We start from the raw sequence: 23,761 nt of genomic DNA on the forward strand, positions 1-23,761 counted from the left end.
AAAATTTTTAAAAAAACTTCACATTTTCCTCACCCATTTGCGAATAAATAGGTATGAAGACAATTATCCTATTTTTCCTTGGAGCTTCTATCGGCTCCTTCTTGGGATTGGTCATCGACCGTTTCCCTGAACAGTCCATTATCTCCCCCTCCAGTCACTGCAATGCCTGCAAGCGACGACTCAAGGCCTGGGACCTAATACCCATCCTGTCCCAGCTTTCGACAAAATCCAAATGCCGTTACTGCAAGGCGAAGATACCTTATTGGTATCTGGGACTAGAAGTCTTAGCTGGTCTAGTCGTCCTGCTCTGCCATTTTCAAGTCCTAAACCTAACCGAAACCATTCTCAGCTTAGCAGGGCTAGTTTTAACCATTTACGACATCAAGCATCAGGAATATCCTTTTGCTGTCTGGCTCGTTTTTACTTTTATAGCTCTGGTACTCTCCCAGCTCAACTGGCTTTTCTGTGGCTTTTTACTCTTGGCCTATCTGACTGAAAAATGGCAAGTCAGTATTGGTTCTGGTGACTTTCTCTATCTGGCAAGTTTGGCCTTAATATGTGGATTTACAGAACTCCTCTGGATTATCCAGATTAGTTCCCTCCTAGGGCTTCTTGTCTTCACTATTTTCAAACCCAAGTCTATTCCCTACGTACCACTCCTTTTTCTTTCAAGTATTCCTATCATTCTGTGCATCTAAATCGAGTTTTTCTCGATTTTTTTGTTATAATAGAAGGCATATTAGAGTTCAACTCCATCAAAATAATTGGAGTGCCTTCTTGATCGGAAGGCAAAAGGAGAAACGTTATGACACTATTTAAGGATGACAGTCTAACCCTACATACCGACCTTTATCAAATCAACATGATGCAGGTCTATTTTGATCAAAACATCCACAATAAACACGCTGTATTCGAAGTCTATTTCCGTTCACAGCCTTTTAAAAATGGCTACGCTGTATTTGCCGGTTTGGAACGCGTTGTAAACTACCTCAACAATCTCAGCTTTAGCCAGACAGACATTGACTATCTGACAGAACTGGGTTATCCGCAGACTTTCCTTGATTACTTGTCCCAATTGGAAATGACGCTCACTGTCCGTTCGGCTAAGGAGGGCGACCTGGTCTACGCTAACGAACCCATTCTTCAAATCGAAGGACCATTGGCACAATGCCAACTAATCGAAACTGCCCTCTTAAACATCGTCAATTACCAAACCCTAATTGCCACAAAAGCTCGCCGTATCAAGGCTGTCATTGAAGATGAGCCCTTGATGGAATTTGGCACTCGCCGTGCCCAAGAAATGGATGCTGCTATCTGGGGTACACGGGCAGCCTTTATTGGTGGAGCATCTGCAACTTCCAATGTTCGAGCTGGCAAAATCTTCGGTATCCCTGTCGCTGGTACCCATGCCCACGCCTTGGTTCAAACATACGGAGATGATTACAAGGCTTTCAAAGCCTACGCTGAAACCCATCATGACTGTGTCTTCCTCGTTGATACCTATGATACGCTTCGTATTGGTGTTCCAGCAGCCATCAAGGTTGCCAAAGAAATGGGAGATAAGATTAACTTCAAAGGGGTTCGGATTGATTCAGGCGATATGGCCTATATTTCCAAGAAAGTTCGTCAGCAATTAGATGATGCAGGTTTTACAGATGCGAAGATTTACGCATCTAATGACCTGGATGAAAATACCATCCTCAACCTCAAAATGCAAAAGGCAAAAATTGATGTCTGGGGAGTTGGTACCAAACTCATCACCGCCTACGACCAACCTGCCTTGGGCGCTGTCTACAAGATTGTATCCATCGAAGATGAAGATGGAAATATGCGTGACACAATCAAGCTGTCTTCTAATGCGGAAAAAGTCTCCACTCCTGGCAAGAAACAGGTTTGGCGCATCACCTCCAAAGAAAAAGGAAAATCAGAAGGGGACTACATCACCTTTGCGGACACTGACGTCACACAGATGGATAGTATCTATATGTTCCATCCAACTTACACCTACATCAATAAAACCATCGAGAACTTTGATGCACGTCCACTCCTAGTTCCTATTTTCGAAAAAGGAAAACAGGTCTACGAACTTCCAAGCCTAGCGGAAATTCAAACCTATGCCAATCAAGAATTTGATAAGCTCTGGGATGAATACAAACGTGTGCTCAACCCACAGCTCTATCCAGTCGACTTGGCACAAGATGTTTGGGATAATAAGATGAACCTCATCAATCGTATTCGCAAACAAACTCAGACCAAATCCATCTAAGAAAGGTATGTTATGACCCTACAGGAAACAATCATCAAAGAATTAGGGGTCAAGCCAAGCATTGACCCCAAAGAAGAAATCCGTCGCTCCATCGACTTTCTCAAAGACTACCTAAAAAAACACCCATTTTTGAAAACCTATGTCTTGGGGATTTCTGGTGGACAAGATTCGACCTTGGCTGGTCGTTTGGCTCAGCTGACTATGGAAGAAATGCGGACGGAAACAGGTGACGATTCTTATCAATTTATCGCTATCCGCCTCCCTTACGGTGTGCAAGCTGACGAGTCTGACGCCCAAGCAGCCCTAGCCTTTATTCAACCAGATGTCAGCTTAACCATCAACATCAAGGAATCAACAGATGCCATGGTGGCTGCAGTCAATGCAAATGGGCTTACTATGTCTGATTTTAATAAGGGAAATGCTAAAGCCCGCATGCGCATGATTGCCCAATACGCTATCGCTGGGGAACGCAAGGGGGCTGTTATTGGAACCGACCATGCCGCTGAAAATATCACTGGTTTCTTTACCAAGCACGGCGACGGCGGTGCAGACATTCTCCCCCTCTTCCGCCTCAATAAACGCCAAGGAAAGCAGCTTCTAGCTGAACTGGGGGCAGATGAAAAACTCTACCTCAAAGTTCCTACTGCGGACTTGGAAGAAGACAAGCCAGGTCTTGCTGACGAAGTCGCACTCGGTGTTACCTATAACCAAATCGACGACTATCTCGAAGGCAAAACCATCGACCCTCAAGCCCAAACCATTATCGAAGGATGGTGGAACAAAACAGCCCACAAACGCCATCTGCCAATCACGATTTTTGATGACTTTTGGAAATAAAATTATCCCCTGACGATAGGCAACCGTCAGGGGTTATCTTTTATCTACTCTCCAAATAATCCGCAATCGCTGCGACATCCTTGTCTCCTCGACCGGAAACATTGATAATAATGATTTTATCTTTATCTAGTTGTGGTGCTAATCGAATAGCTTCTGCAATCGCATGAGACGATTCAATGGCAGGAAGAATTCCTTCTGTACGACTTAAGGTCAGAAGTGCATTAACAGCCTCATCATCTGTTGCTGCGACATAATGAACACGACCAGTTTCCTTATAGTGAGCATGTTCTGGCCCAACGCCTGGATAGTCCAAGCCTGCTGAAATGGAATAAACAGGTGCAACTCCACCATTTTCATCAAAGAGGGAGATTGTCTTCATACCGTCAACCACACCAACTGTTCCCTTAGTCATGGTCGCTGCATGCAGTTCGGTATCAACACCTTTACCAGCTGCTTCTACACCGATAAGCTTGACTGACTCATCTGGTAAATATTGAGAAAATGCACCAATGGCATTGGAACCGCCACCCACACAGGCAATAACGTAGTCTGGCAAACGACCTTCTTTTTCTAAAATCTGACGGCGAGATTCTAGACTAATAATCTTTTGAAACTCATGGACAATCGTCGGATAAGGATGAGGACCGACTGCTGATCCCAAAACATAGAAGGCATCCAAATCAGCCATCCAAGCACCGAATGCCGCATCAACTGCCTCTTTCAAGGTTTGCGTTCCATCCGTTACAGCATGAACACGCGCCCCCATCATCTCCATTCGAAAAACATTGAGTCGTTGGCGTTTGACATCTTCAGCTCCCATATAGACATCACAGCCCAAACCAAATCGTGCCGCAACAGCAGCCGTCGCAACCCCATGTTGACCAGCACCAGTTTCTGCAATCACTCGAGTTTTCCCCATTCTTTTTGCCAATAGAATTTGCCCCAGCACATTGTTTAACTTATGAGAACCTAAGTGATTCAAATCTTCCCGTTTGAGATAGATTTTCGCTCCACCAAGCTCCTTGGTCAATGATTCCGCAAAATACAATGGCGTTTCACGACCAGCATAATCTTTCAGATAAGCTTGGTATTCCGCCAAAAATTCTGGATCATTGCGGTACTGTTCAAACGTTTCCTCCAACTGATCCAACAAAACCTGAATTTGCTCCGGTACAAAACTACCACCAAACTGTCCAAAATAACCTTTTTCTGTCATATAATTCCCTCTTTCAACATTCGCTACAAGAGACCAATAAGGTCAAGAGTTTAATCCTTCTTTACTTATCCTTAATTGCTACGCCATCGTTTCATCTTGATTACCTCGTAATTTCTATCATTGTCAAAGTAGATTGCTTTTAGACAAGGAACGGAGACGCAAACACAACTCAATGCTTCCTCGTTTTCAAGCATTGACTTCAAACAGTCCAGTGGACTGTTTGAAGTAGGCAAGCCAATCGCGACAAAATATAAAAGCAATCTACACAGACAATAAAAAAGCCCACGCAGGAAAAATAACCTGCGAGGGCGTCAATGGACACGGTGCCACCTCACTTATGGACTCGACTAGAAAAGTCCATAACTTTTTCTCCTCTAACAAGGAGGCGCACGATAAGGGGTGCGGACCGAATTCTCATTGTTTCGAATTCATCGAACCAAACTCGCTTTACTAAACCAGACAATCCATAAAATGGATACGAATGCTTGTTTGGCATCAGCCCATTTCATAAACCTCTATCATCTATTCACACCAACCATAGACTCTCTAAAGACAAAGTGTTTATTACTTTTTCTGATTACTTGTAATTATACGTTACAAAATCGAAATGGTCAAGTAATTTTTAGAAATTTTCTAAACAATTCGAAAATTCAGTTTCCATTCAGTTTCCATTGTCTGAATCCATTAAAAACTAACAAAAAGCCACTCTGCTTAAGTGACTTTCTAAAAAAACTGTACTCACAAGCGAAGCGCTTATATCAAAGATAGTTTTAACTAGTCAAGGTCATTTTTAAGGGAATACTGACTGTATTTCAAAAAATTAACGATGTGTAGCTTAAACAATAGCCTTAGATGGACATTCTGAACCTGTGACGATAGGTTCTAAGACTCCTTTTTGGAAAGGATTATCCCTCTCTTTATCAATGAATAGGTAAAATAGGCTAGTATTCCCCCCATTGTATTGGTCCATAAATCATCGATTTCAAAGACGCGTTGGGCATCAATCAGCAAATCCAGTAGTAATTGTGTGCATTCAATAAAAAGGCTGATACAAAAACTATAACGAATCACCGCTCGAAGGCTCCGCCATTCTTCCCTAAGAAACAAAAGAAGAAAAACCAGAGGGAAAAGTAGAAAAATATTAGTGATGTTTTGCAAGAAAATCCATCCTAGGTCCGCCAAACTATCTACCTTGTCCCCGTTGACGATGCTGTTGAAAGGCGTTGGTAAAAGATAGAGACGGCCGATTTGAATAATTCCTGGGGTCGAGAAATCCTTATACTGTGGGTACCAAGTCTGAGGTAGAAAACAAAGTAAAACAATAGCCAGAGCATAGGCTCCAGCTAAGGTCTTACAAATCTGTCTTCCTAGCTTGGTCAAGTTTCCATCTGCTTGGAAGAATTTTCTCATGCTCGAATACCTGCCTTTGCTTTTGCGGCTGCAATACGAGCACGTGCTTTTTCACGGTCCTTTTTGAGGGTATTGGAACGCAATTGACCACAAGCCGCATCGATATCTGTACCATGTTCCTGGCGAACAACGCAGTTGACCCCGTTTTTCTTCAAGACATCAAAGAAAGCCAAGGTCCGTTCTCTAGTTGAACGGCTGTACTGGTCATGCTCACTTACAGGGTTGTAGGGAATCAAGTTGATATAAGACAATTTTCGGATGTTCTTGGTCAAATCAGCCAATTCCTGCGCCTGTTCCACTCCATCATTGACCTCATTGAGCATGATATACTCAAAAGTCACACGGCGGTTGGTCACCTTGATATAGTCCTCAATCGCTTCAAACAAGACTTCGATTGGATAGCGACGGTTGATGCGCATGATGCTGGAACGAAGGTCGTTATTTGGCGCGTGAAGAGATACTGCCAAGTTAACCTGAACTCCCTCGCGGGCAAAATCACGGATTTTCGGTGCCAAACCAGATGTTGACACTGTGATATGACGAGCACCAATTGCCAAGCCCTTATCGTCATTGACCACACGCAAGAAGGTCATAACATTGTCATAGTTATCAAGCGGCTCACCAATCCCCATGACAACGATATGGCTAACACGCTCATTCTGGTTGCGCTCATCTAGGTATTTTTGCACCAACATAATCTGAGCTACAATCTCACCGCTGGTCAAGTCCCGTTGCTTCGGAATCAATCCAGATGCACAGAAGGTACAACCGATATTACAGCCAACTTGTGTCGTTACACAGACAGAAAGACCATAATGCTGGTGCATGAGAACTGTCTCAATCAACATGCCATCTGGCAGTTCAAAGAGGTATTTGATAGTACCGTCCTTAGACTCCTGTACAATCCGTTGTTTGAGCGGGTTAACTACAAAATTCTCTTCCAACTTTTCAATCAAAGATTTTGGCAAGTTGGTCATTTCCGCAAAGGATTGAACACGAGAACGGTAAAGCCATTCCCAAATTTGAGTGGCACGGAACTTCTTCTCTCCGTTTTCTAAAATCCAATCAACCAGATTGGCTTGACTAAATGCATAAATTGATGGTTTCATATTTCTCCCTATTTCTGGCGGATAACAAAGTTACGCTTCACTTCATTCATCTCACGCTTGCTCTGCTTACGCTCACGTTTTTGAGAACGCTCCGTTTGACTCGCCTTAACACCAGCATTCTTCATAGTAAAATGACGTTGTTCCGACTGTTTGTTCTGCTGCTTCCCTTTTTTCTGACGGTCATTGCGATTATTTTTGTTTTCTTTTGGCGCAATAGGCTCCGTCCGCTGTTGATTTCTGTTACGATTGCGAGAACGACTCCGCTTCCGACGAGGTTTATCCTCCTCCTCAGCAGGCAAGTCTTGTGGATTCGGATTGGCTAGGACGAAATAAGCACAACCAAAATTACAATACTCCGTCAAATAGTCGTCCAAGCGGCTGATTTTTAAGTCTGATTTAACATTTTTATCGTCTGTATAGAATCCCCTTAATCTCAGCTGCTCATTGCCCCAATCTCCCACGATATAATCAAACTTGAGCATGAGTTGTGAAAAACGTTGACCAAAAATCGTCTGGTCAAAAGCATTCTTGTAATCTTCCAAAAGGTCCAATTCAATATTTTCAGATACAACCTTATCTCCGACACGAGCAAAACTCGGACCAGGGTATTTATTATAGTTATACATTTCAGGTGAAATTTCTTTTTTCATTTGTCCTCCTATCTTATAAAATCTTCATACGTAAAAATTATTTGATTAATAATCTATCTGGTCAGAATCTAAATTCTCACACTTAACCTTATCATTATAACACGATTTATCTGGAAATTCTTCTACTTTACCATTTAGGAGAAATTTCTGACAATTATAATATTATTCTCTAACAAAAAAGGACGATTTACTCGCCCTTTGTTTTCTTCAAATAATCAATAGCCTCTTGAACCGTTTTCACAGGAACTACCTCAATATCCAATCCTGCTTTCTCCGCAGCTTCCTTAGCTTCTTCATAGTTAGTTTTAGCCTTTGGATCTTCCTTCAAAACTTCCACATCAACTGGATTGTTTGGTACGAAAAAGATACTTGCACCTGACTTAGCTGCCGAAATAACCTTCTTATCAGCCCCACCAATGTCACCTACTTTTCCATCCTGCTCGATAGTCCCCGTACCAGCAATAATTCGACCATCACGTAAGTCAGGCTCTGCGAGTTGAGTATAGATGGCAAGTGTAAACATCAGACCAGCACTTGGACCACCAATATCTCCCGTTTGAAAATCAATCGGAATCGAACTTTGAACCTCTGTATGATCTACGAGAGTGATGCCGATTCCGTTTTTGCCATTAGACAATTTGATAATCTTACCGTCCGCAGATTTCTCCTGGCCAGCGCTAATATAACCAACTGTTACATCACTTCCTAGTTCCAAGCCACTCACATATTTAATCAAATCAGGAGAAGACTCAAATGTTTTTCCATTGATACTCACAACAGTATCGGCAATATTAAGAACTTTTTTAAAGGTCGAATCATCCGCCAAGGCAAGTACATAGACACCAAAGAAATCAAGATTGACTTCTTTTCCTGCCAAGGTCAAACCTTGATACTTTGCCATATTTTGCGATGTCTCCATGTAAAACTGTGCTATACGGAAATACTCTTCATTGTCGGCTCCTCCTGTCATCTCTTCAGAGGAGCGAACTGTCGTATAGGGATCAAACTGAGCAGCGAATAGTTGTAAAGCTGTAGCTTGTTGGACTGATACATAGGTGAAGTTGTAAGAGCCATCCTCTTGGTCTATTTGATTGTTCACCGTTAGTACCTGACGAATATCGGCAGCTCCACCTGGACTTTCCAGATAATAAGGCAGACGAACAAAAACGGCAAACCAAATCAAAAGAGTTCCTAAAACAATAGACGCAATTAGGGTTAACTTCCTATTTTTCTTCATTCTTTCTAATCTCCTCACTAACAATTTCTGGAACATAAGGGCCTATGTCCTGTTTGAAATACAGCAATTCTCGAACCTGGCTGGATGATACGAACTTAAGCTCTGGCTTGGCGATTAAATAAATAGTTTCCAAATCTGGCGCCAACTGACGATTGTAAAAATCAAAACTTGACTCGTATTCCAAATCGGTCGCATTACGCAATCCTCGGACCAAATGTGTTACTCCATAGCGCTTAGCTACATCGACTACCAATTCATTTTCAGACAGAACGACCTCGATATTCTCCATTCCTACAAAAAGCTTCTCCAAAATGGCTTTTCTCTCCAAGCCCGTCAAGAGTCCTGCCTTTTTAGGATTGGTAAAAACTCCCACATATAATTTATCAAATAGTCCACTCGCTCGTTCAATTAAGTCCAAGTGTCCATTGGTAATGGGGTCAAATGAGCCCGTAAACAATCCAATCTTATCTGACATATACTGTTACCTTACTAATTCCGTAGAGTTTCTCTTTCCATATCCCCAGCTCTGCTATTTCTTCCGGAAGAGAGACCGCCTTATCCGTTTCGCAGACTACCATAACATCATCTGCTAGTAAGTCACGGCGACAAAGTTCTGTTATCACATCTTCAATTTCCTGCTCTGCATAAGGAGGGTCCAAGAATACCAGGTCGAAAGGACCTTCCACACTGTTCAAAGCCTGTCTAGCTTCCATTGCTAGAAGCTGAAATTTATCTGCTTCCTTAGTCATTGCAATATTTTCACGGATAATGGCTTGTGCTCGTCGATCTCGCTCAACCAGAACTGCTGACTCCATGCCACGAGATATAGCCTCGATAGATAAACCACCACTGCCGGCGTACAAGTCAAGAACTCTACCACCCTCAAAATAGGGACCAATCATATTAAACATGGCTCCACGGACCTTATCCGATGTCGGTCTGGTTGTTTTTCCATCTAACGTTTTCAGTGGTCTTCCACCATAGCTTCCCGATACAATTCTCATAAGGTATATTATAGCAAAAAATGAAGCTCGTTGCTGAAACCAAGTGCACTTCCTGCTTTCCTTTTTGCACCAACTTTTTCAACCTTCCGCCAAATACACTCTCAACCGCTATAGCAGGAAATCATTCTCGCGCTATGCAACAAAATGATAAAAATAAAAAGCAAGGAAATTCTGTTTTACGCGAAATTCCTCACTCTTATCGTATGTATTTAAACTAGATCGTTACAAGAAAAAATTAGTGTTAAAATACAAATAGCTATTTTTTCCAGTATGCTAATACGCCATAAAGAACCAGTAGCTAAAAAGCCTACGGATTATCTGGTGAACTCTCGTCAGCTGTTGGAACTGTTTCCACTGACTCAACCAGGCTAGTTGTTGAATCTGTCGTTTCCGCCGGTGTTTCAGAAACTGTTGAAGTTTCTACCACAGGTGCTCCTTCACTAGTCGGAGGGACTGAAGTACTTGTACTAGTTGACGCCACGCTGCTTGTATACTGGCTTGTTGAACTCACACTTTGGTTTCCATATATATTTTGATTAGGTACTACATAAGATTCTTGTGAGGTCTCACTAGCTTCAGCAAGGTCCGTTGACTGACTGGTCCCTGTTTCAGATATTTTTTTCTCATCAGCTACTTTTTGGGCTGCTTCCGCCCTGACCAACTCCGCTTTTAGCTTAGCCTGTGTTTGAGCATCTGTCTGCTGTCCTACTTGCTCTTTTACTTGGTCAATCCGTTTCTGTAATGCTGCTTTTTTAGTCGCATCCGTAACCTTGTTTACTGCAGATTGTGCCTCTGCAAGTTTCTCTTCAGTATGTGTTCCTTCTAATACAATGACAGCATTCTCAGCATCCTGAAATACTGTATCAACCGTTTTTTTCTGATTGGGCGCTTGCTGTACTGTCTTTGTATCACTTGTTTCACTTTGAGCATTTTTATACCAACTAGCGCCTAAGCTAATCAATAAAATAAGTCCCATAAAAGAAATAATGCCAATTTCTGCCAATGACAACTTTTCAAATTTCTTTTCCATATTTTTGCCCTTATCCGTCTTATTGCATAAGAAAATACTCTAGCCTACTGACAATGTTACTTAGTCGTTTTTACCTTACCATTCCATCCATTTAGACCATAGCTTAAAATATAGATTTCGTTAAAGCCCTGTTTCTTCAGATGAAGGGCTGCAGGCGTTACCAACTGACCACGATCATTCTCATAGATCAAGACAGGTCTGTCCTTACGCAAAGCAGCTGTAGACTGGCGTAATTGCTGGTAAGGAATATTTCTCGCACCTAAGATATGCTTACGATTAAACTCACTCGGATCTCGCAGGTCAATCAACTGACCTCCGTGTATCTTTTCTGCAAATTCTGCATTATCAATCACCGTCGCCGCACGGCGCAATCTCCAGTAATTAAAACCCATCCAGGCTCCCAATACTGCCAAAAATACTAAAAATACCCAAAATGTTTCCATCACTCATTCTCCCTTGATTTCTGATACTCTAATTCCAAACGATGTTCACGCCTCAAAACAAGCTCTGCTTCCATATATTCCAACCGATCTAAGACACCTGCCTGATAGATTCTATTTAATTCTATCTGCATCATTTCAATATCGTAGAGACGGTTGCCCATATAGACAATTATACCAAACCGTTTGAGTAATTGTTGCACATCATAAAGTCTTTTCATAAAAAAATTGTAGCAGAATTTTAGGTGTTTTTCAATATAAAAAATCAGTTGGAATTTATGAAATGCTTAAAAAGGATTGGATAAATCACCAATATAATCCAATTCTAATATAGGCATTCAGTTTGCTTTTATACTCGCTCCAACTATCTGGGAGATAGTTGGAGACTGGGGATAAAGTGAACGATGTTCACGTCAAAAGCTGCAGGCATAACTGAAGTTAGGCAAAGTGAGTTCAAATAATGATAAAATTATTTGAAGTTGGAAATAAGGAAACGAAGTTTCCCCATTCGCCGAAGTAATAAAAGATAAACTGAGTGTCTATATCATAACCAACCCTTTTCCTGTGCCACCTTAACAGCAGCCGTGCGGTTTTCAGCTCCCAGCTTGGCCAAGATAGAGGTCATGTAGTTGCGGACCGTCCCGTCAGACAGATAGAGCTGGCTGGCAATTTCCTTATTGGACAATCCATTCGCCACCAATTTAAGTAGGTGACATTCTTGTTCCGTCAAGGGACTGCGTTGGGTCAGGAGAATATCCATTAGCTCTGGCGAGTACTCCTTCCGCCCCGCCAAGACCGTTTCAATGGTCCGCATAAGGTCCGAAATGGAGCGCTCTTTGAGCACATAGGCATCTACATCAGCCTTGACCGCTCGCTCAAAATAGCCTGGTCGCTTGAAGGTAGTCATGATGACAACCTTGACGGGCAGGGATTTCTCACGCACCCATTCCAGGACATCCAGCCCCGTCTTCTCAGGCATTTCAATATCTAAGAGTAGCACATCTACTGGCTCTTTTTCCAAAAGAACAATGGCCTGACTGCCATTTTCTGCCTGTAAAACAGCCTCAACCGCATCTTGAAAGGCCAAGAGCTGACAGAGGGCGTCCCGCAGCATAGCCTGGTCTTCTGCGACTAAGATTCTCATTCTACCACCTCCTCAAGCGGAATTCGTATGGACAGGCGGGTAGGCTGTGCCAGAGAAAGAAATTCCAAACTCCCCTGCACCGTCACCAGTCTATCCTTTATGGTATGCAATTCTTGACCTGTCAACTGGGCAAAGCCCACACCATTGTCTTCGTAGTACAAGACTAATTCTTGCTGGTCTTCTTCAACTATCAAACGGCACTTACTAGCCTGGCTGTGTTTGAGCAGGTTATTGCCCAACTCTCTCAACACCATGGCCAGTTTGTTCTGGACAGGCAAGCTGAGCTGCTCTGCTATTTCCCCACCCAAAACAACCAAATCCACTCCTGCCAAATCCAACATCTGCTGCAAAATCTGGAGTTCCTCTGCCACGGTGTGCTGCTTGAGGGACTGGACAATCTGGCGGACATCCTGCATGGAGTCCTTGGCTAAGGTCTGGAGCTCCTGCACTTCCTTCTTGGCCTGGTCAATCTGGTCGTGGTCCAAAAGAGTCTTGACCAGCTCCGCCTTGACGGACAGCATAGCAAAGACATGGCCCAGGGTGTCGTGCAAGTCCTGACCGATGCGGTTGCGTTCGTTCTCAGCAAGCAGGAGGTTAATGGAAGCATTTTGCTCCTGAATCCGTTGCTGGAGGGCTTCCCGCTTGGTTTCAATCCAGCTGAAAATCAGCAAGGCCAGGCCGAAAAAGTGAATGATGAGTGCAAAGGCCCGCATCTCAAAGGGGACTGGTCCAAAGAGAGCCCAGAGGATAATGACCAGCAACAAAATCCCATAGGACACCGTTCGATAGGTCGGCCGAGTTTCCTTATAATACCAGCTCAGCATATTGGATAGGTTGAAGATGAAGAGTGAAAATTGCAGATTGCACCAAAAACTCATGACGGCGATATAGCCAATCAGGTAAAACCAGCCCAGCATGGAATAGAGCTTGTGGTCCGTGTAAAAGAGAGAACAATAGACCAAGGCAAAGAGAATGGTTGCTAGAATAACCGCCGTCGGATTTGGACTATACTGGGCGTAATAAAGTGGAAAATAGAGAAAGACCATGCCCACGAAGAACATGAGTGGTATCTTTCTTTTCTCAAAAATCATGGGTCACCTCACTGCTGTTCAGATTTTCTATGAATAGCCAGAGCAATTCCTAAGAAAATTATGGCATATCCTAGGACAATTAGCAAGGATTTCCAGAGAAAAACTCCCTCTTGGGCATAGGTGGTCACCAGCTGATTAACATGGTAGCTGGGCATAAGTTTGCAAATTCGCTGTACCCAGTCAGGAAAGAGGGAGACAGGCATCCAAGAGCCACCCATGATAGCCAGAACAAAGTAGAGCAAGTTGGCCACCACCGACATGGTTTGTTCCGACTGGATTTGCACCAAAAGTAAGCCAATGGCTAGAAATACGATAGAAGTTACTAAAAGCAAGAGAGCCGAAATTCCCCATTCTTGAGCTGTCATCTCAACTCCCTTGACTAAGCCACCCACCGCAAAGACAATGGCAATGGAAGACACAAAGCAGAGCAAGACCCGCACGAGTTTGGACAGATAATATTGCCAGATTGGTAGGGGAGAATGCTGGATAAAGGTTAACCAACTATTGTTTCTATCTTCCGCCAACATCATGGGAAAGGTAAAGAGGGCAAAGCCCGACATGGAAAAACCTGTCATGGTCAGCATATAGGACTGGATAAAGGCTTTTTGCGTGGTCGCATCATCAAACTGAACCGTTGATGAAAAAATCAGGAAAAAGATAAGAGGCATCCCGATTGACAGGAGAAAAACTCCCAAACTTCTAGATAATTTGACAGCTTCTACTTTCACCAATGCTTTCATGATTCTCCCTCCCTTGTCTTGTCAAATAGACTGTTGAGCAGGGTCTTGTTCTGCACCTCTAAGTCTGAAATCCGACAGCCTGCTTCCTGCAAATTCGCCCAAACCTGCTCAATAGCTCGGGTCTTGAAGCTGACCGTGTCCTGCTTATAGCTGATGTCGTCAATCGCATCTAAGCCCTCCACCACCGTCGCAAAGCGGATTGGCAGTGCTACTTCTTTTTCCTGCTCCTCACTCCGCATGGCAAATGGCGTCGTATCCCGCAAGAGCCTACCCTGGTGCAAGACCAAAATCCGCTCCGCCGTATGCTCCACTTCCTCGATGTAGTGGCTGGTATAAAAAATGGTCACACCCTTTTCCTTCAAGTCATGTACAATCTCCCAAAAACGCTGACGGGTCGACGTATCCATGCCCGCCGTTGGCTCGTCCAAAAAGAGCAACTTGGGCTTGCCAATCAGGCAAATGACAACGGCCAAGAGCCGCTTCTGACCACCCGATAGCTTGCCTGCCAGCTGATTTTTTTGCTCTGGGGAAAAGCGGAGCAGGCTGTCGATTTCCACATCTGTCAGACTGTCCTTGTAGATAGCTTGAAAAAAGCGGAGCAATTCCTTGACCTTCAAGTCCGTTGGAATAGCATTTTCTTGAGGTAAAACTGCTACTGTTTCTTTATTGGGCCGAGCCTGCGGAGCCAGACCGTCCAACAAAACCTTCCCTTTCGTCGCCTTTCTATCGCCCAACAAACAGGACATGAGCGTTGTCTTCCCAGCCCCGTTGGGACCAATCAAGGCCACACATTCCCCAGACTGTATCTCAAAGGAAATATCAGACAAAATGGTCCGTCCTTTGATGATTTTTTCTAGTGCTTCTACTTCTATCATCTTGCTACCTCCTACTTCTTGAACATCTTACATAGACAGTATATCTCGAAAAAGGAAGTCACACTAGAAGCCTTTGTCATGGACTGATATGACAAATGTCATATTATACTCAATGAAAATCAAAAGCAGCCTAGGAAACGAAGTTGAAGATAGAACTCTGTTACTATCTTGTTTCAAGGTAACAGGCTGAAAAGCTCCACCGGAGCTTTTCACTCATCAAGGCTCTTGACAACGGATAATGTTGATTTTCGAAGAGTATTAAATAATACAGCAAAAAAGAGTCCTACTGGGGACCCTTCATCTATTTACAACTTAGGCGCTTGACCAAGTTCTGCCTGCAACATCCAAATATGTTTTTCAATACTAGCCTTAGCCACATTGAAAATGTCGTTGGTTACGCTGTCACCTTCTTCATCACTGACATCAAATCCCTTTTGGAAAAGAGCAGCCAGATAGCGGAACACCTCTACCACACGCGCCAATTGCTCTTCAATCGTTACAGTGTAATCACCAGGAACTTCCTTGAGCTGACTATTTTCACTAAACTCTTTAAGGGTAGAAAATGGTGCCCCACCTAAGGTGATTAAACGCTCACTCATCTCATCCAAATAGCCATCAATTTCTTCCATATATTCATCCATCTTTGGATGCCAAATCATAAAGCCACGACCACGCATATACCAATGAACTTGATGGAGGATAGAATGGGCTACTGATAAATCGGCCACCGCTTGATTCAAAACAGCCTTAGAATCAGCCAGTGATGGACGCGGGCTGAAAGACGCAATTTCTGCTGGAGATTGATAATATTTTTGTTTCATCATATATCACCCTTTCTTTTATTTATAATTATTATAAATAAAAGAAGAAAAAATTGCAAGAATTATCCCTCATCCTCCTCTGACCTATTGATAAACAAATCCCTTGCTATATTAACTTATATACGTTAGACTAGTAAGTAAGAATAGTATGTGATTTTCTTTTTAGAAAATCATCGCCCCATATGTGTATATCAAGGAGGGATTTTATGTCAGAAGAAAAATTTGACGCAAAACTAGAACAGCTATCTGGCTCTGCAAAAGAGGTAATTGGTAAGCTGACCGGCGACAAGGAAATCGAAGTTGAAGGACTTGTTGAGAAAGGAATTGGCAAAGCAAAAGAGCTAGTCGAAGATGCAAAAGATGGGCTTGAAGGTGCCATTAACGGCATCAGAAATGCTTTCGACAAAGAAGAGAAATAAACAAAGAGTTCAATATAGGTAGGATTGCTCGTGCACTGTTTGATAATGAACATTACACTCAATTTGGTCTTTTACCTGTAGCCCGAACAAAAATATGCAGAGAGGGGAACTCAGACATTTACCTGTCGAGTCTGCCTTCTCTTTTCTTATGCCACGAAGGGAGAATCTATGAAAAAAATCGTTTTTGTCTGTCTTGGAAATATTTGTCGTAGCCCTATGGCTGAATTTGTCATGAAAGATTTGACAAATCAATTTCATATTGAAAGCCGTGCTACTTCAAACTGGGAACATGGTAATCCTATCTACCCTGGAACTCAGAAAATTTTCCAAAAGCACAATATTCCCTATGACCAAAATAAATCATCACAGCAAATGAGCCAGACAGATTTCGAAACATTTGATGTCATCATTGGTATGGACAGCAATAATGTCCGAGATTTACAGAAAATGGCACCAGCACATGCCCAAAATAAGATTTTTCAATTCGCAGAAAAATCCGTACCAGACCCTTGGTATACTGGAGATTTTGACGAAACCTACGAAATGGTAAAGAAAGGTTGCCAAGACTGGTTGGACAGGTTACAGTCATTTGACCAAGAATAAGATTTTTTATGTAATATTTTTGTAATATTTGTAAAAAAATGGTAAACTATTTCTGACTGAACTGATAATTTCTTACTGTATCCTAGAAAGAACTGATTAGCATCGGTCAAATCCTATGAAAGAGTAAAACGATGAAAGAGTTCAAATTACCTAGTATAAAATGGCATAATATAACAAGTCATTTCACCCGTCCAAAACTTGAAATCCTCTCCCTTATTATCATCCTCATCTGTGCCCTCTCTGTATTTACAGGGCGAATTGCCAGCAAGCAAGCCATGACTTTCAATAATGGCGCCCTGCAGTACAACGGTTATGTGGTTGCAAATAAAATGAATGGTCAAGGAAAATTGACATTTGATAATGGAGATGTCTACGAAGGACAATTTACAAATGGAATTTTCCACGGTCAAGGAACCTACACATCTGCAAGTGGGTGGGTTTATACCGGGCAATTTAAAAACGGCTATGCCGATGGAAAAGGAAAATTGACCACCGAAGGACAAGCTACCTACGAAGGAACTTTTAAACAGGGGATTTATCAATATGAAAATTAAATGGTTATCCGTTATACGTGTGATTGGATTAGTCTTTGTCCTACTCTATCATTTCTTTATCAAATATTTCCCAGGTGGCTTTGTAGGGGTTGACCTCTTCTTTACCCTGTCTGGATATTTGACAACCGCCCTTTTGATTGATGAGTTTGCAAAACATAAAAAAATAGATATTGTCAGCTTTTTCAGAAGAAGGTTCTATCGGATTATCCCCCCTCTGGTTTTAACGATTCTTTTGGTTCTTCCACTTGCTCTGCTTGTCCGCAATGATTTCATTGCCAATATCGGCAATCAGATAGCCGCTGCGCTCGGATTCATGACAAACTTCTTTGAAATTCTATCTGGTGGTAGTTACGAGAATCAATTTTCACCTCATCTATTTGTTCATACTTGGACCCTAGCCATAGAAGTTCAGTATTACCTTGTCTGGGCTGGTTTAGTTTGGTATCTGACTCGCATCTCAAAAAGTGTGGGGCAACTACGTGGATCAATTTTTCTAACATCTATAAGCCTCTTCTCGCTAAGTTTTTTAGCAATGTCTATCTCAAGTTTCTTTGTGGATAATTTCTCAACCATTTACTACTCGAGCTTTACCCATACCTTCCCATTCTTCCTCGGAAGCATTCTCGCAACCATCGCTGGTATCGGAAATACAACAACTGCCTTCCAGCAACAAGTGAATACATTGAGTATCAAACAAGCTATAGGTCTGTTTCTTGGAGGACTAGGAGTAGAACTTCTTCTTCTCTTTACTCTTCAATTCAGTTCCATCTGGACCTATCTAATTGGTTTTCTTCTATCCAGTTTAGCTACAGTAACTATGATTTTTGCTGCTCGGGTACTTCACGAGAAAACCGAAGATATCAAAGAACCTGCAATTATCCTCTTCTTTGCAAGTATTTCTTATGGTATCTACCTCTTCCATTGGCCCTTGCTCATTATCTTTACACAATTGACAAATGCCTCTATCGCTGCGGGATTATCCTTTGTTTTTTCTACTATCCTATCAACTATTTCCTTCTATATTCTAGAACCATATATTGCTGGTAAAGTAGGAAGTTTGTTTGGATTACCAATGGACTTGAAACCCTATAAAAAATGGCTTCTTAGCAGCTCTGCTTGCTTGACTGCAATTAGCTTAGGTATCTGTCTGTTTGCACCAAAATTAGGAAGTTTTGAACAAGAGAGCATGGTTAGCAATCTTTATCAAGCTCAGACCCAACTAAATACAACACGATCTGCTGCTGAAAACGCTAAAGCTACTAGTTTTGAAATTCAAAAAGGAGTTATCATCTTTGGCGATTCTGTTACTGTTCGCGCAAGTTCTGCCATACAGACCGCGCTACCAGATGCACAGATTGATGGAACTGTCAGCCGAAATCTCTCTGAAATTGCTAAATTGATAAGTCTTTATCAGCAAAATAATAGTTTGAAAGAGACTGTAGTTGTAGCCCTAGGTACAAATACTACGGATAATTATCAGGAACTACTAGACCAACTAGTCAAAGATTTTCCTAAAGGACGTCGCCTTATTTTTGTCACTCCTTACGATGGAAACTTCACTCCGAGCGAATCCATTTCCTATCAAACAGGTCAATACGAAAAAGAATTGGCTGAAAAATATGATTACATTTCCATTGCAGACTGGTATCAAGTTGCAAAGGATAATCCACCAATTTGGTACAATACCGACCTTGTTCATTTCAATCTTGAAAGTAATGGAGGCGAAGTCTTCGCCCAAACGATAAAAAATGCTGTCGAAGCCGTTGCTGATGGCCCAATCAAAAACTAGATTTATACATCATCATCCTCTGAGAATTTCTCGGAGGATTTTTGCACTATTTTCCGATAAGTCCAGCGCGAACTCTAAGAAATTGCGCTGTGCCTAAGCTCAGTCTCAATAAATCTTGTGAAATAAGCCACTTCTGCAAAGGACCGCAAATTAAAACTCCTACCTTTTACAGTAGGAGTTGGTGTCAAATTGACTATTTTTGCTTACTTTGGAAACGCCATTCAAAGCGTTTCTGATCGTAAAATGGATACATCATTTGTAAAAGAGTGACGGCAAGTAGCCAACCGCCGATAATATCTGTCGGATAGTGAACCCCAATATAGATACGGGATACAGCTACCAGGATAGCAAGTAGAATCAACACGGCTTGTAGCACCAATCTAGCTATGCCTTTCTTCATCCTCTGGTGAACAATAATAACAACTGCTCCTGCAATCATCATAGTTGATGCAGTATGCCAGCTAGGAAATGAGTAACCGATGGTATCAATCAACCATTCAATACTTGGACGCGGACGTTGGTAGACATATTTCAGGGCTGTGGATGCCACACCCATCGCCGCAAAACTAGCAAGTAGGAAATAAGCTTCTATCTTCCATTTTTTATAGTAGTAAAAGATAGCAGCTAGAACCAAGGTAATAGCTAAAATAATAACTGTATTTCCTAAAACAGTAATAGAGGTCCAAAATTGACTGGCTCCACTTGGTAAATTTCCACGAATGGCAGACTGGACAGTCGAGTCAAAACCTGCTAGGGTAGTAGGATAAAATTTTACTACATAGCCCAATATCACAAAGGCCAGAGCAAAAAAAGATGCGTTTCGTAAATGGATTTGTTTATTCTTCATACAATATAGTTTACCTTATAAAGGTTAAACTTTCTTTAAAATAGGTTGGGCTGCTTTGTAACAGATATAAAATATTGCTGAAAGCACAATCCCTTGTAAAAGATTAAAAGGAAGCACCATCATCAAAAGATAGTTAGTCAGACCCAAGATTTCTTTAATATCAAAGTTTGCAAAGGCTGCATAGACAGGCACCGCATAAACGTAATTTAATACCAGCATCACTGCTGTCGAACCAATTGTTGCAACAGCGGCTGCTTTTAAATAATTTTTTATCGCTTGGTCATTTTTCCAGAAATAAGCTACTGCTAAAATGAAAACTGACATAGCTGCAATATTCATCGGTAAGCCAATAATTGTCGATGGTCCCTGATTATTTAAAATCAGTTTGAGAAAAGTTCGTACCAAAAGGATAGCAAAACTAGACTTCATATCTAGAATAAGCAGACCAAATAAAATCGGTACGAGAGAAAAATCCACTTCCAAGAAACTGGCTGTTGGAATCAGCGGAAATTTCAAGTACATGAGCAGAAAGGATACTGCTGAGAGAATGGCGATAATCGTCATTTTGCGTGTGTTTGTCATAAGGTTCCTCCAATTTTTGAAAATTGAAGAAGCGTGGAAGAGTAGGCAAAAAGCCTCCACTTCGTCTTCTCCCATCCAGACTTTACTGTCGGTTGTGGAATTGCACCACATCAGCTTTCGCTCGCAGACTACCAACGGACTATTTTGTTCTAATACTGCGTTAGCTCATCTCGACATACATTCAGTATAGTCTTCGATTCGCTGCCTAGTCTTAAAATAAGATAGCCACGTTTTACACTGCCGGTCGGGAATTGCACCCTGCCCTGAAGACTATTTCATCATACCAAAAAAGCCTTGCATTTGCAAGAGCTTGGTAAGTTTTCACTATTTTAACTTGTCCCCCTCATAGGTGTGAACCAAATCTAGACCAGCAAACTGTTGCTGCCGAAGAGCCTCATATACAATCATACACGCTGTATTAGAGACATTAAGACTACGCACATGTTCATCGTTCATTGGAATACGGATAGCTTTCTCTGGATGTTCACGCATAAAATCTTCTGGCAAGCCCTTATCTTCACGGCCAAATAAGAAATAATGAATGTTCCCATCATCATAGTCTTCATCCGAATAGGTTTTATCAGCAAATTTAGATACTAAGTGAACACGTCCTTGTTTGCTGGCATAATCCATAAATTCTGCTAAATTGTCATAAAAGCGAACATCTAACTTATCCCAATAATCTAGTCCTGCACGTTTCATCTTACGGTCATCAATTGGAAATCCCATAGGCTTAATGATATGGAGAGGACTATTGGTTGCAGCACAAGTTCGAGCAATATTGCCTGTATTCTGTGGAATCTGTGGTTCAAATAAGACAATGTGGTTTTTGGCTGTTTCTTCTATATACTCTAATGTTTCAATATTCATAAGGACCTCTCTGGTGACATTTCACTAAATACGAATACCCTTCGAAAATCAAATCCAAACCATGTCAGCTTCATTTTGCCGTATACCATGCTTGTTTTCTAGTTTCTTTTTTTGATTTTCATTGAGTAAAAAGACTCGATTGTCTCCTATGGCAAGAAAGACAAAAAAATAGCCACACTGCCCGGAGTCAAGCTCAGCAAACAGCATGGTGAATGATGATTCATTCACTTAACTCACAACAGGTTTGAGTTAAATCAATGAAATCGTGATACTATTGTAGCTTAAAGAAGGCTGAAAATCAAGAGTTTTGCCCCATTTTTTTCAAATTTTCATAGAAAATGAAAAAGGAGAGCAAATAAACTCCCCTTTCTTACATTTATTCTGCTGCAATCCCTTTTTCCGCAGTCAACTCAAGATTTTCATGGCCTGATTTACTGTCCGAACCGATATAAACGTCGTAATATTTAACGCGTTTGTTAACGGCAGTAATACTTTCACGTTCAAAGGTTGGAATTGCAAAGGCTTGTTCGAATGCATATTCTTGCCAAGCTTTGTAATTTTCAATATTTTTCTGTTCGTCAAATGACTCAGCAGAGGTAATTTTATTTAAAAGTGCTGTGTTTTCATCTGAAACGAAGCGAGTATAGTTGTACATCGCTTCAGGTCCCCACAATGATGTCGGGTCTGGATCTAGGCCAGCAATCCAAGCAGCAAGATAGACGTCAATCCCCTCATCATCGGCAGCAATTGATTCATAGAAAGTATTGTACTCAATGGTTCTTCCTGTATAGAGTTCCACATTCAAACCAATTTCTTTCCACCATGTAAGGTATTGCTGTACCATGGTTTCTTGCGTTTCGGTTGATTTCTGTGCTGCAACACTGATGGTAAGTGGTTTTCCATCAGCATCTTCACGCATACCGTCTCCATCAACATCTTTATATCCTGCCTCATCGAGAAGTTTCTTAGCCTTTTCAGGATCATAACTATAGCCAGCTAGTTCTGAATCGTGAACATCTCCAAAGAAAGAGATAATTAGTGAGTTTGTCGGGTGATACAAGCCGTTATATAATTTCTCTCCAATCACCGCATTGTCCAACGCATATCCCATTGCTTGACGCAATTTAACATTATTCATCTTAGCATTAGGATTGGTCACATTTTTACCGCTGGTCTCATCGTACTTACCAAGATTGAAGCCAATATAATTGTAAATACCATCCAGACTACCTAGCAAAGTAATATTTGATAAGTCCTTATAAGATTCGTACTGGTCTGTTGGCATATCAGCAATATCATAATTGCCTGCTCTCATTTCTGCAACAATCGTATCTGGTGAAACAATATCAATCCTGTAACTATCTAGCTTAACTTTCCCTTTAAAGTAGTACTCATTTGGTACATAGGTCACCGACTCGCCATTGACAATTTCCTTGACCTTATAAGGGCCCATACCGACAACTTTTGCCGTACGAGAATACTCACTTGATTCCCAATCTTTGACTGCAATGTCTTTAAAAATGTGTTTCGGCATGACTAAATAAGGTACTCCCCCACCAGCATACATCATGGATGGAGACATGTCTTTCACTGAGAGAACTACCGTATAGTCATCAACCTTCTTAACGCCTGAAATTTCACTTGCTGTTCCAGCCTGAAATTCTTCAAAACCAATGATATTTGTATAGGTAGTGTCTGCACGAACCCCTGTATAGTCTGGACTAGCTAGTTGTTCGATTGTGAAAATATAATCATCGATGGTGAAGCCTTGCCCATCGGACCACTTATAGTCCTTGCCTGTCAAACTAACGGTAACTGTCTTTGCGTCTACATCAAACTCTGCCTTAGCAAGACCTGAATCGTCTAACTTACGAGCTGAATCATATCCAAACATAGAAATATCAACCATGTCTGCAAAGGTTGAGTCTACCGCCGTTTGCGATAATTCATCAATTAAGATACCGGTCGAAGGTGCCGAAGCTACCAAGGCATATTTGAGACTCCCGCCTTCGATAGTTTGTCCTTCGTTTGTCACTTCTGAGTTAAATGTCAGAGCAACATCGCTCGTCTTTTCTTTAGTTTGACAAGCTGTTAACGCTGCAATAGAAAGCAGACCGATACCAGTTAAAGCGATGTTTTTCATTCTTTTCATATCTCTACCCCATTTATTTATTTTGAATAGTATAGCACGATTTAGCATAAATATGCAACTATCTGACCAACAATA

At 41.7% G+C, this 23,761-nt stretch carries 26 protein-coding genes and 1 riboswitch; of the genes, 7 read left to right on the top strand and 19 right to left on the bottom strand.

The genetic code is table 11. The annotated features are described in order from the left end of the window. Nucleotides 1-53: 53 nt before the first annotated feature. From GPW69_RS07985 to nadE, 3 genes are all read left to right on the top strand, one after another. On the top strand, nucleotides 54-698 hold the full coding sequence (locus GPW69_RS07985) for a prepilin peptidase (RefSeq protein WP_002942854.1): 645 nt from the start codon (nucleotides 54-56) through the stop codon (nucleotides 696-698). 107 nt (nucleotides 699-805) lie between these two features. Beyond that, the gene (locus tag GPW69_RS07990) at nucleotides 806-2,266 is read left to right on the top strand and encodes a nicotinate phosphoribosyltransferase (protein ID WP_044684097.1); all 1,461 of its coding nucleotides are present in this window, start codon (nucleotides 806-808) and stop codon (nucleotides 2,264-2,266) included. 12 nt (nucleotides 2,267-2,278) lie between these two features. After that, nucleotides 2,279-3,103, top strand: coding sequence for an ammonia-dependent NAD(+) synthetase (gene nadE, locus GPW69_RS07995; RefSeq protein WP_044681117.1), 825 nt, complete (start codon nucleotides 2,279-2,281; stop codon nucleotides 3,101-3,103). Nucleotides 3,104-3,143: 40 nt separating this feature from the next. On the opposite strand, the gene trpB is transcribed toward nadE, so the two are convergent. From trpB to GPW69_RS08070, 15 genes are all read right to left on the bottom strand, one after another. Further along, the gene (gene trpB, locus GPW69_RS08000; protein WP_024406670.1) at nucleotides 3,144-4,319 is read right to left on the bottom strand and encodes a tryptophan synthase subunit beta; all 1,176 of its coding nucleotides are present in this window, start codon (nucleotides 4,317-4,319) and stop codon (nucleotides 3,144-3,146) included. An 882-nt stretch (nucleotides 4,320-5,201) separates the two neighbouring features. Then, complete coding sequence (locus tag GPW69_RS08005; protein ID WP_024406669.1) at nucleotides 5,202-5,729, bottom strand: VanZ family protein; 528 nt, start codon at nucleotides 5,727-5,729, stop codon at nucleotides 5,202-5,204. Next, entirely contained in the window at nucleotides 5,726-6,838 is a 1,113-nt protein-coding gene (rlmN, locus tag GPW69_RS08010; RefSeq protein WP_074391748.1) for a dual-specificity RNA methyltransferase RlmN, read from the bottom strand. Before rlmN ends, GPW69_RS08005 begins: the two co-directional genes overlap by 4 nt. A gap of 8 nt (nucleotides 6,839-6,846) precedes the next feature. After that, nucleotides 6,847-7,488, bottom strand: a complete 642-nt coding sequence (locus GPW69_RS08015; protein ID WP_074391747.1) for a YutD family protein — start codon at nucleotides 7,486-7,488, stop codon at nucleotides 6,847-6,849. Nucleotides 7,489-7,675: 187 nt separating this feature from the next. Continuing rightward, nucleotides 7,676-8,725 carry a SepM family pheromone-processing serine protease gene (locus GPW69_RS08020; protein ID WP_014638484.1) on the bottom strand — a complete coding sequence of 350 codons (1,050 nt, stop codon included), beginning with the start codon at nucleotides 8,723-8,725 and terminating at the stop codon, nucleotides 7,676-7,678. Beyond that, nucleotides 8,712-9,200 carry a pantetheine-phosphate adenylyltransferase gene (gene coaD / locus GPW69_RS08025; protein ID WP_002939048.1) on the bottom strand — a complete coding sequence of 163 codons (489 nt, stop codon included), beginning with the start codon at nucleotides 9,198-9,200 and terminating at the stop codon, nucleotides 8,712-8,714. The genes GPW69_RS08020 and coaD overlap by 14 nt, the downstream gene beginning before the upstream one ends. Next, the gene (gene rsmD, locus GPW69_RS08030) at nucleotides 9,190-9,729 is read right to left on the bottom strand and encodes a 16S rRNA (guanine(966)-N(2))-methyltransferase RsmD (RefSeq protein WP_014638485.1); all 540 of its coding nucleotides are present in this window, start codon (nucleotides 9,727-9,729) and stop codon (nucleotides 9,190-9,192) included. The genes coaD and rsmD overlap by 11 nt, the downstream gene beginning before the upstream one ends. A 307-nt stretch (nucleotides 9,730-10,036) precedes the next feature. Continuing rightward, entirely contained in the window at nucleotides 10,037-10,759 is a 723-nt protein-coding gene (locus GPW69_RS08035) for a serine protease (RefSeq protein ID WP_074391746.1), read from the bottom strand. A 56-nt stretch (nucleotides 10,760-10,815) separates the two neighbouring features. Next, on the bottom strand, nucleotides 10,816-11,202 hold the full coding sequence (locus GPW69_RS08040; protein ID WP_004194735.1) for a rhodanese-like domain-containing protein: 387 nt from the start codon (nucleotides 11,200-11,202) through the stop codon (nucleotides 10,816-10,818). Beyond that, nucleotides 11,202-11,420: a YqgQ family protein gene (locus tag GPW69_RS08045; RefSeq protein WP_004194736.1), complete on the bottom strand. Its 219-nt coding sequence runs from the start codon at nucleotides 11,418-11,420 to the stop codon at nucleotides 11,202-11,204. The genes GPW69_RS08040 and GPW69_RS08045 overlap by 1 nt, the downstream gene beginning before the upstream one ends. Before the next feature lie 323 nt (nucleotides 11,421-11,743). Then, nucleotides 11,744-12,343 (bottom strand): response regulator transcription factor, encoded by a 600-nt coding sequence (locus tag GPW69_RS08050; RefSeq protein ID WP_074391745.1) that lies wholly within the window; start codon nucleotides 12,341-12,343, stop codon nucleotides 11,744-11,746. Further along, a complete protein-coding gene (locus GPW69_RS08055; protein ID WP_171841473.1) occupies nucleotides 12,340-13,434 on the bottom strand; it encodes a sensor histidine kinase in 1,095 nt (364 codons plus the stop codon). The genes GPW69_RS08050 and GPW69_RS08055 overlap by 4 nt, the downstream gene beginning before the upstream one ends. Before the next feature lie 8 nt (nucleotides 13,435-13,442). Further along, nucleotides 13,443-14,174: an ABC transporter permease gene (locus GPW69_RS08060; RefSeq protein ID WP_074391743.1), complete on the bottom strand. Its 732-nt coding sequence runs from the start codon at nucleotides 14,172-14,174 to the stop codon at nucleotides 13,443-13,445. Then, on the bottom strand, nucleotides 14,171-15,049 hold the full coding sequence (locus GPW69_RS08065) for an ABC transporter ATP-binding protein (RefSeq protein ID WP_074391742.1): 879 nt from the start codon (nucleotides 15,047-15,049) through the stop codon (nucleotides 14,171-14,173). Before GPW69_RS08065 ends, GPW69_RS08060 begins: the two co-directional genes overlap by 4 nt. A gap of 305 nt (nucleotides 15,050-15,354) precedes the next feature. Next, nucleotides 15,355-15,873 (bottom strand): Dps family protein, encoded by a 519-nt coding sequence (locus GPW69_RS08070; RefSeq protein ID WP_024384587.1) that lies wholly within the window; start codon nucleotides 15,871-15,873, stop codon nucleotides 15,355-15,357. A 203-nt stretch (nucleotides 15,874-16,076) separates the two neighbouring features. On the opposite strand from GPW69_RS08070, the gene GPW69_RS08075 reads away from it, so the two are divergent. The 4 genes from GPW69_RS08075 (at nucleotide 16,077) to GPW69_RS08090 (ending at nucleotide 19,235) form a co-directional block, all read left to right on the top strand. Further along, nucleotides 16,077-16,289, top strand: coding sequence for a CsbD family protein (locus GPW69_RS08075; RefSeq protein WP_074391741.1), 213 nt, complete (start codon nucleotides 16,077-16,079; stop codon nucleotides 16,287-16,289). Between the two features lie 168 nt (nucleotides 16,290-16,457). Next, nucleotides 16,458-16,892: a low molecular weight protein-tyrosine-phosphatase gene (locus tag GPW69_RS08080; protein WP_024400988.1), complete on the top strand. Its 435-nt coding sequence runs from the start codon at nucleotides 16,458-16,460 to the stop codon at nucleotides 16,890-16,892. Nucleotides 16,893-17,023: 131 nt separating this feature from the next. Next, nucleotides 17,024-17,446: an MORN repeat-containing protein gene (locus tag GPW69_RS08085; protein ID WP_074391740.1), complete on the top strand. Its 423-nt coding sequence runs from the start codon at nucleotides 17,024-17,026 to the stop codon at nucleotides 17,444-17,446. Further along, the gene (locus GPW69_RS08090; protein WP_074391739.1) at nucleotides 17,436-19,235 is read left to right on the top strand and encodes an acyltransferase family protein; all 1,800 of its coding nucleotides are present in this window, start codon (nucleotides 17,436-17,438) and stop codon (nucleotides 19,233-19,235) included. Before GPW69_RS08085 ends, GPW69_RS08090 begins: the two co-directional genes overlap by 11 nt. A 193-nt stretch (nucleotides 19,236-19,428) precedes the next feature. Here GPW69_RS08090 and GPW69_RS08095 read toward each other — a convergent pair whose 3' ends face one another. The 4 genes from GPW69_RS08095 to GPW69_RS08110 all read right to left on the bottom strand — a co-directional run bounded on the left by GPW69_RS08095 (nucleotide 19,429) and on the right by GPW69_RS08110 (nucleotide 23,686). Then, a complete protein-coding gene (locus tag GPW69_RS08095; protein WP_074391738.1) occupies nucleotides 19,429-20,082 on the bottom strand; it encodes a phosphatase PAP2 family protein in 654 nt (217 codons plus the stop codon). A gap of 24 nt (nucleotides 20,083-20,106) precedes the next feature. Next, a complete protein-coding gene (locus tag GPW69_RS08100) occupies nucleotides 20,107-20,664 on the bottom strand; it encodes an ECF transporter S component (RefSeq protein ID WP_029186164.1) in 558 nt (185 codons plus the stop codon). Nucleotides 20,665-20,723: 59 nt separating this feature from the next. Further along, nucleotides 20,724-20,939, bottom strand: a riboswitch (FMN riboswitch). 49 nt (nucleotides 20,940-20,988) lie between these two features. Continuing rightward, on the bottom strand, nucleotides 20,989-21,534 hold the full coding sequence (locus GPW69_RS08105; RefSeq protein ID WP_024400983.1) for a tRNA (cytidine(34)-2'-O)-methyltransferase: 546 nt from the start codon (nucleotides 21,532-21,534) through the stop codon (nucleotides 20,989-20,991). Between the two features lie 376 nt (nucleotides 21,535-21,910). Beyond that, nucleotides 21,911-23,686 (bottom strand): oligopeptide ABC transporter substrate-binding protein, encoded by a 1,776-nt coding sequence (locus GPW69_RS08110; RefSeq protein WP_074391737.1) that lies wholly within the window; start codon nucleotides 23,684-23,686, stop codon nucleotides 21,911-21,913. Nucleotides 23,687-23,761: the final 75 nt, after the last annotated feature.

This window comes from Streptococcus suis (assembly GCF_902702775.1).
GTDB classification, from domain to species: Bacteria; Bacillota; Bacilli; order Lactobacillales; family Streptococcaceae; genus Streptococcus; species Streptococcus hashimotonensis.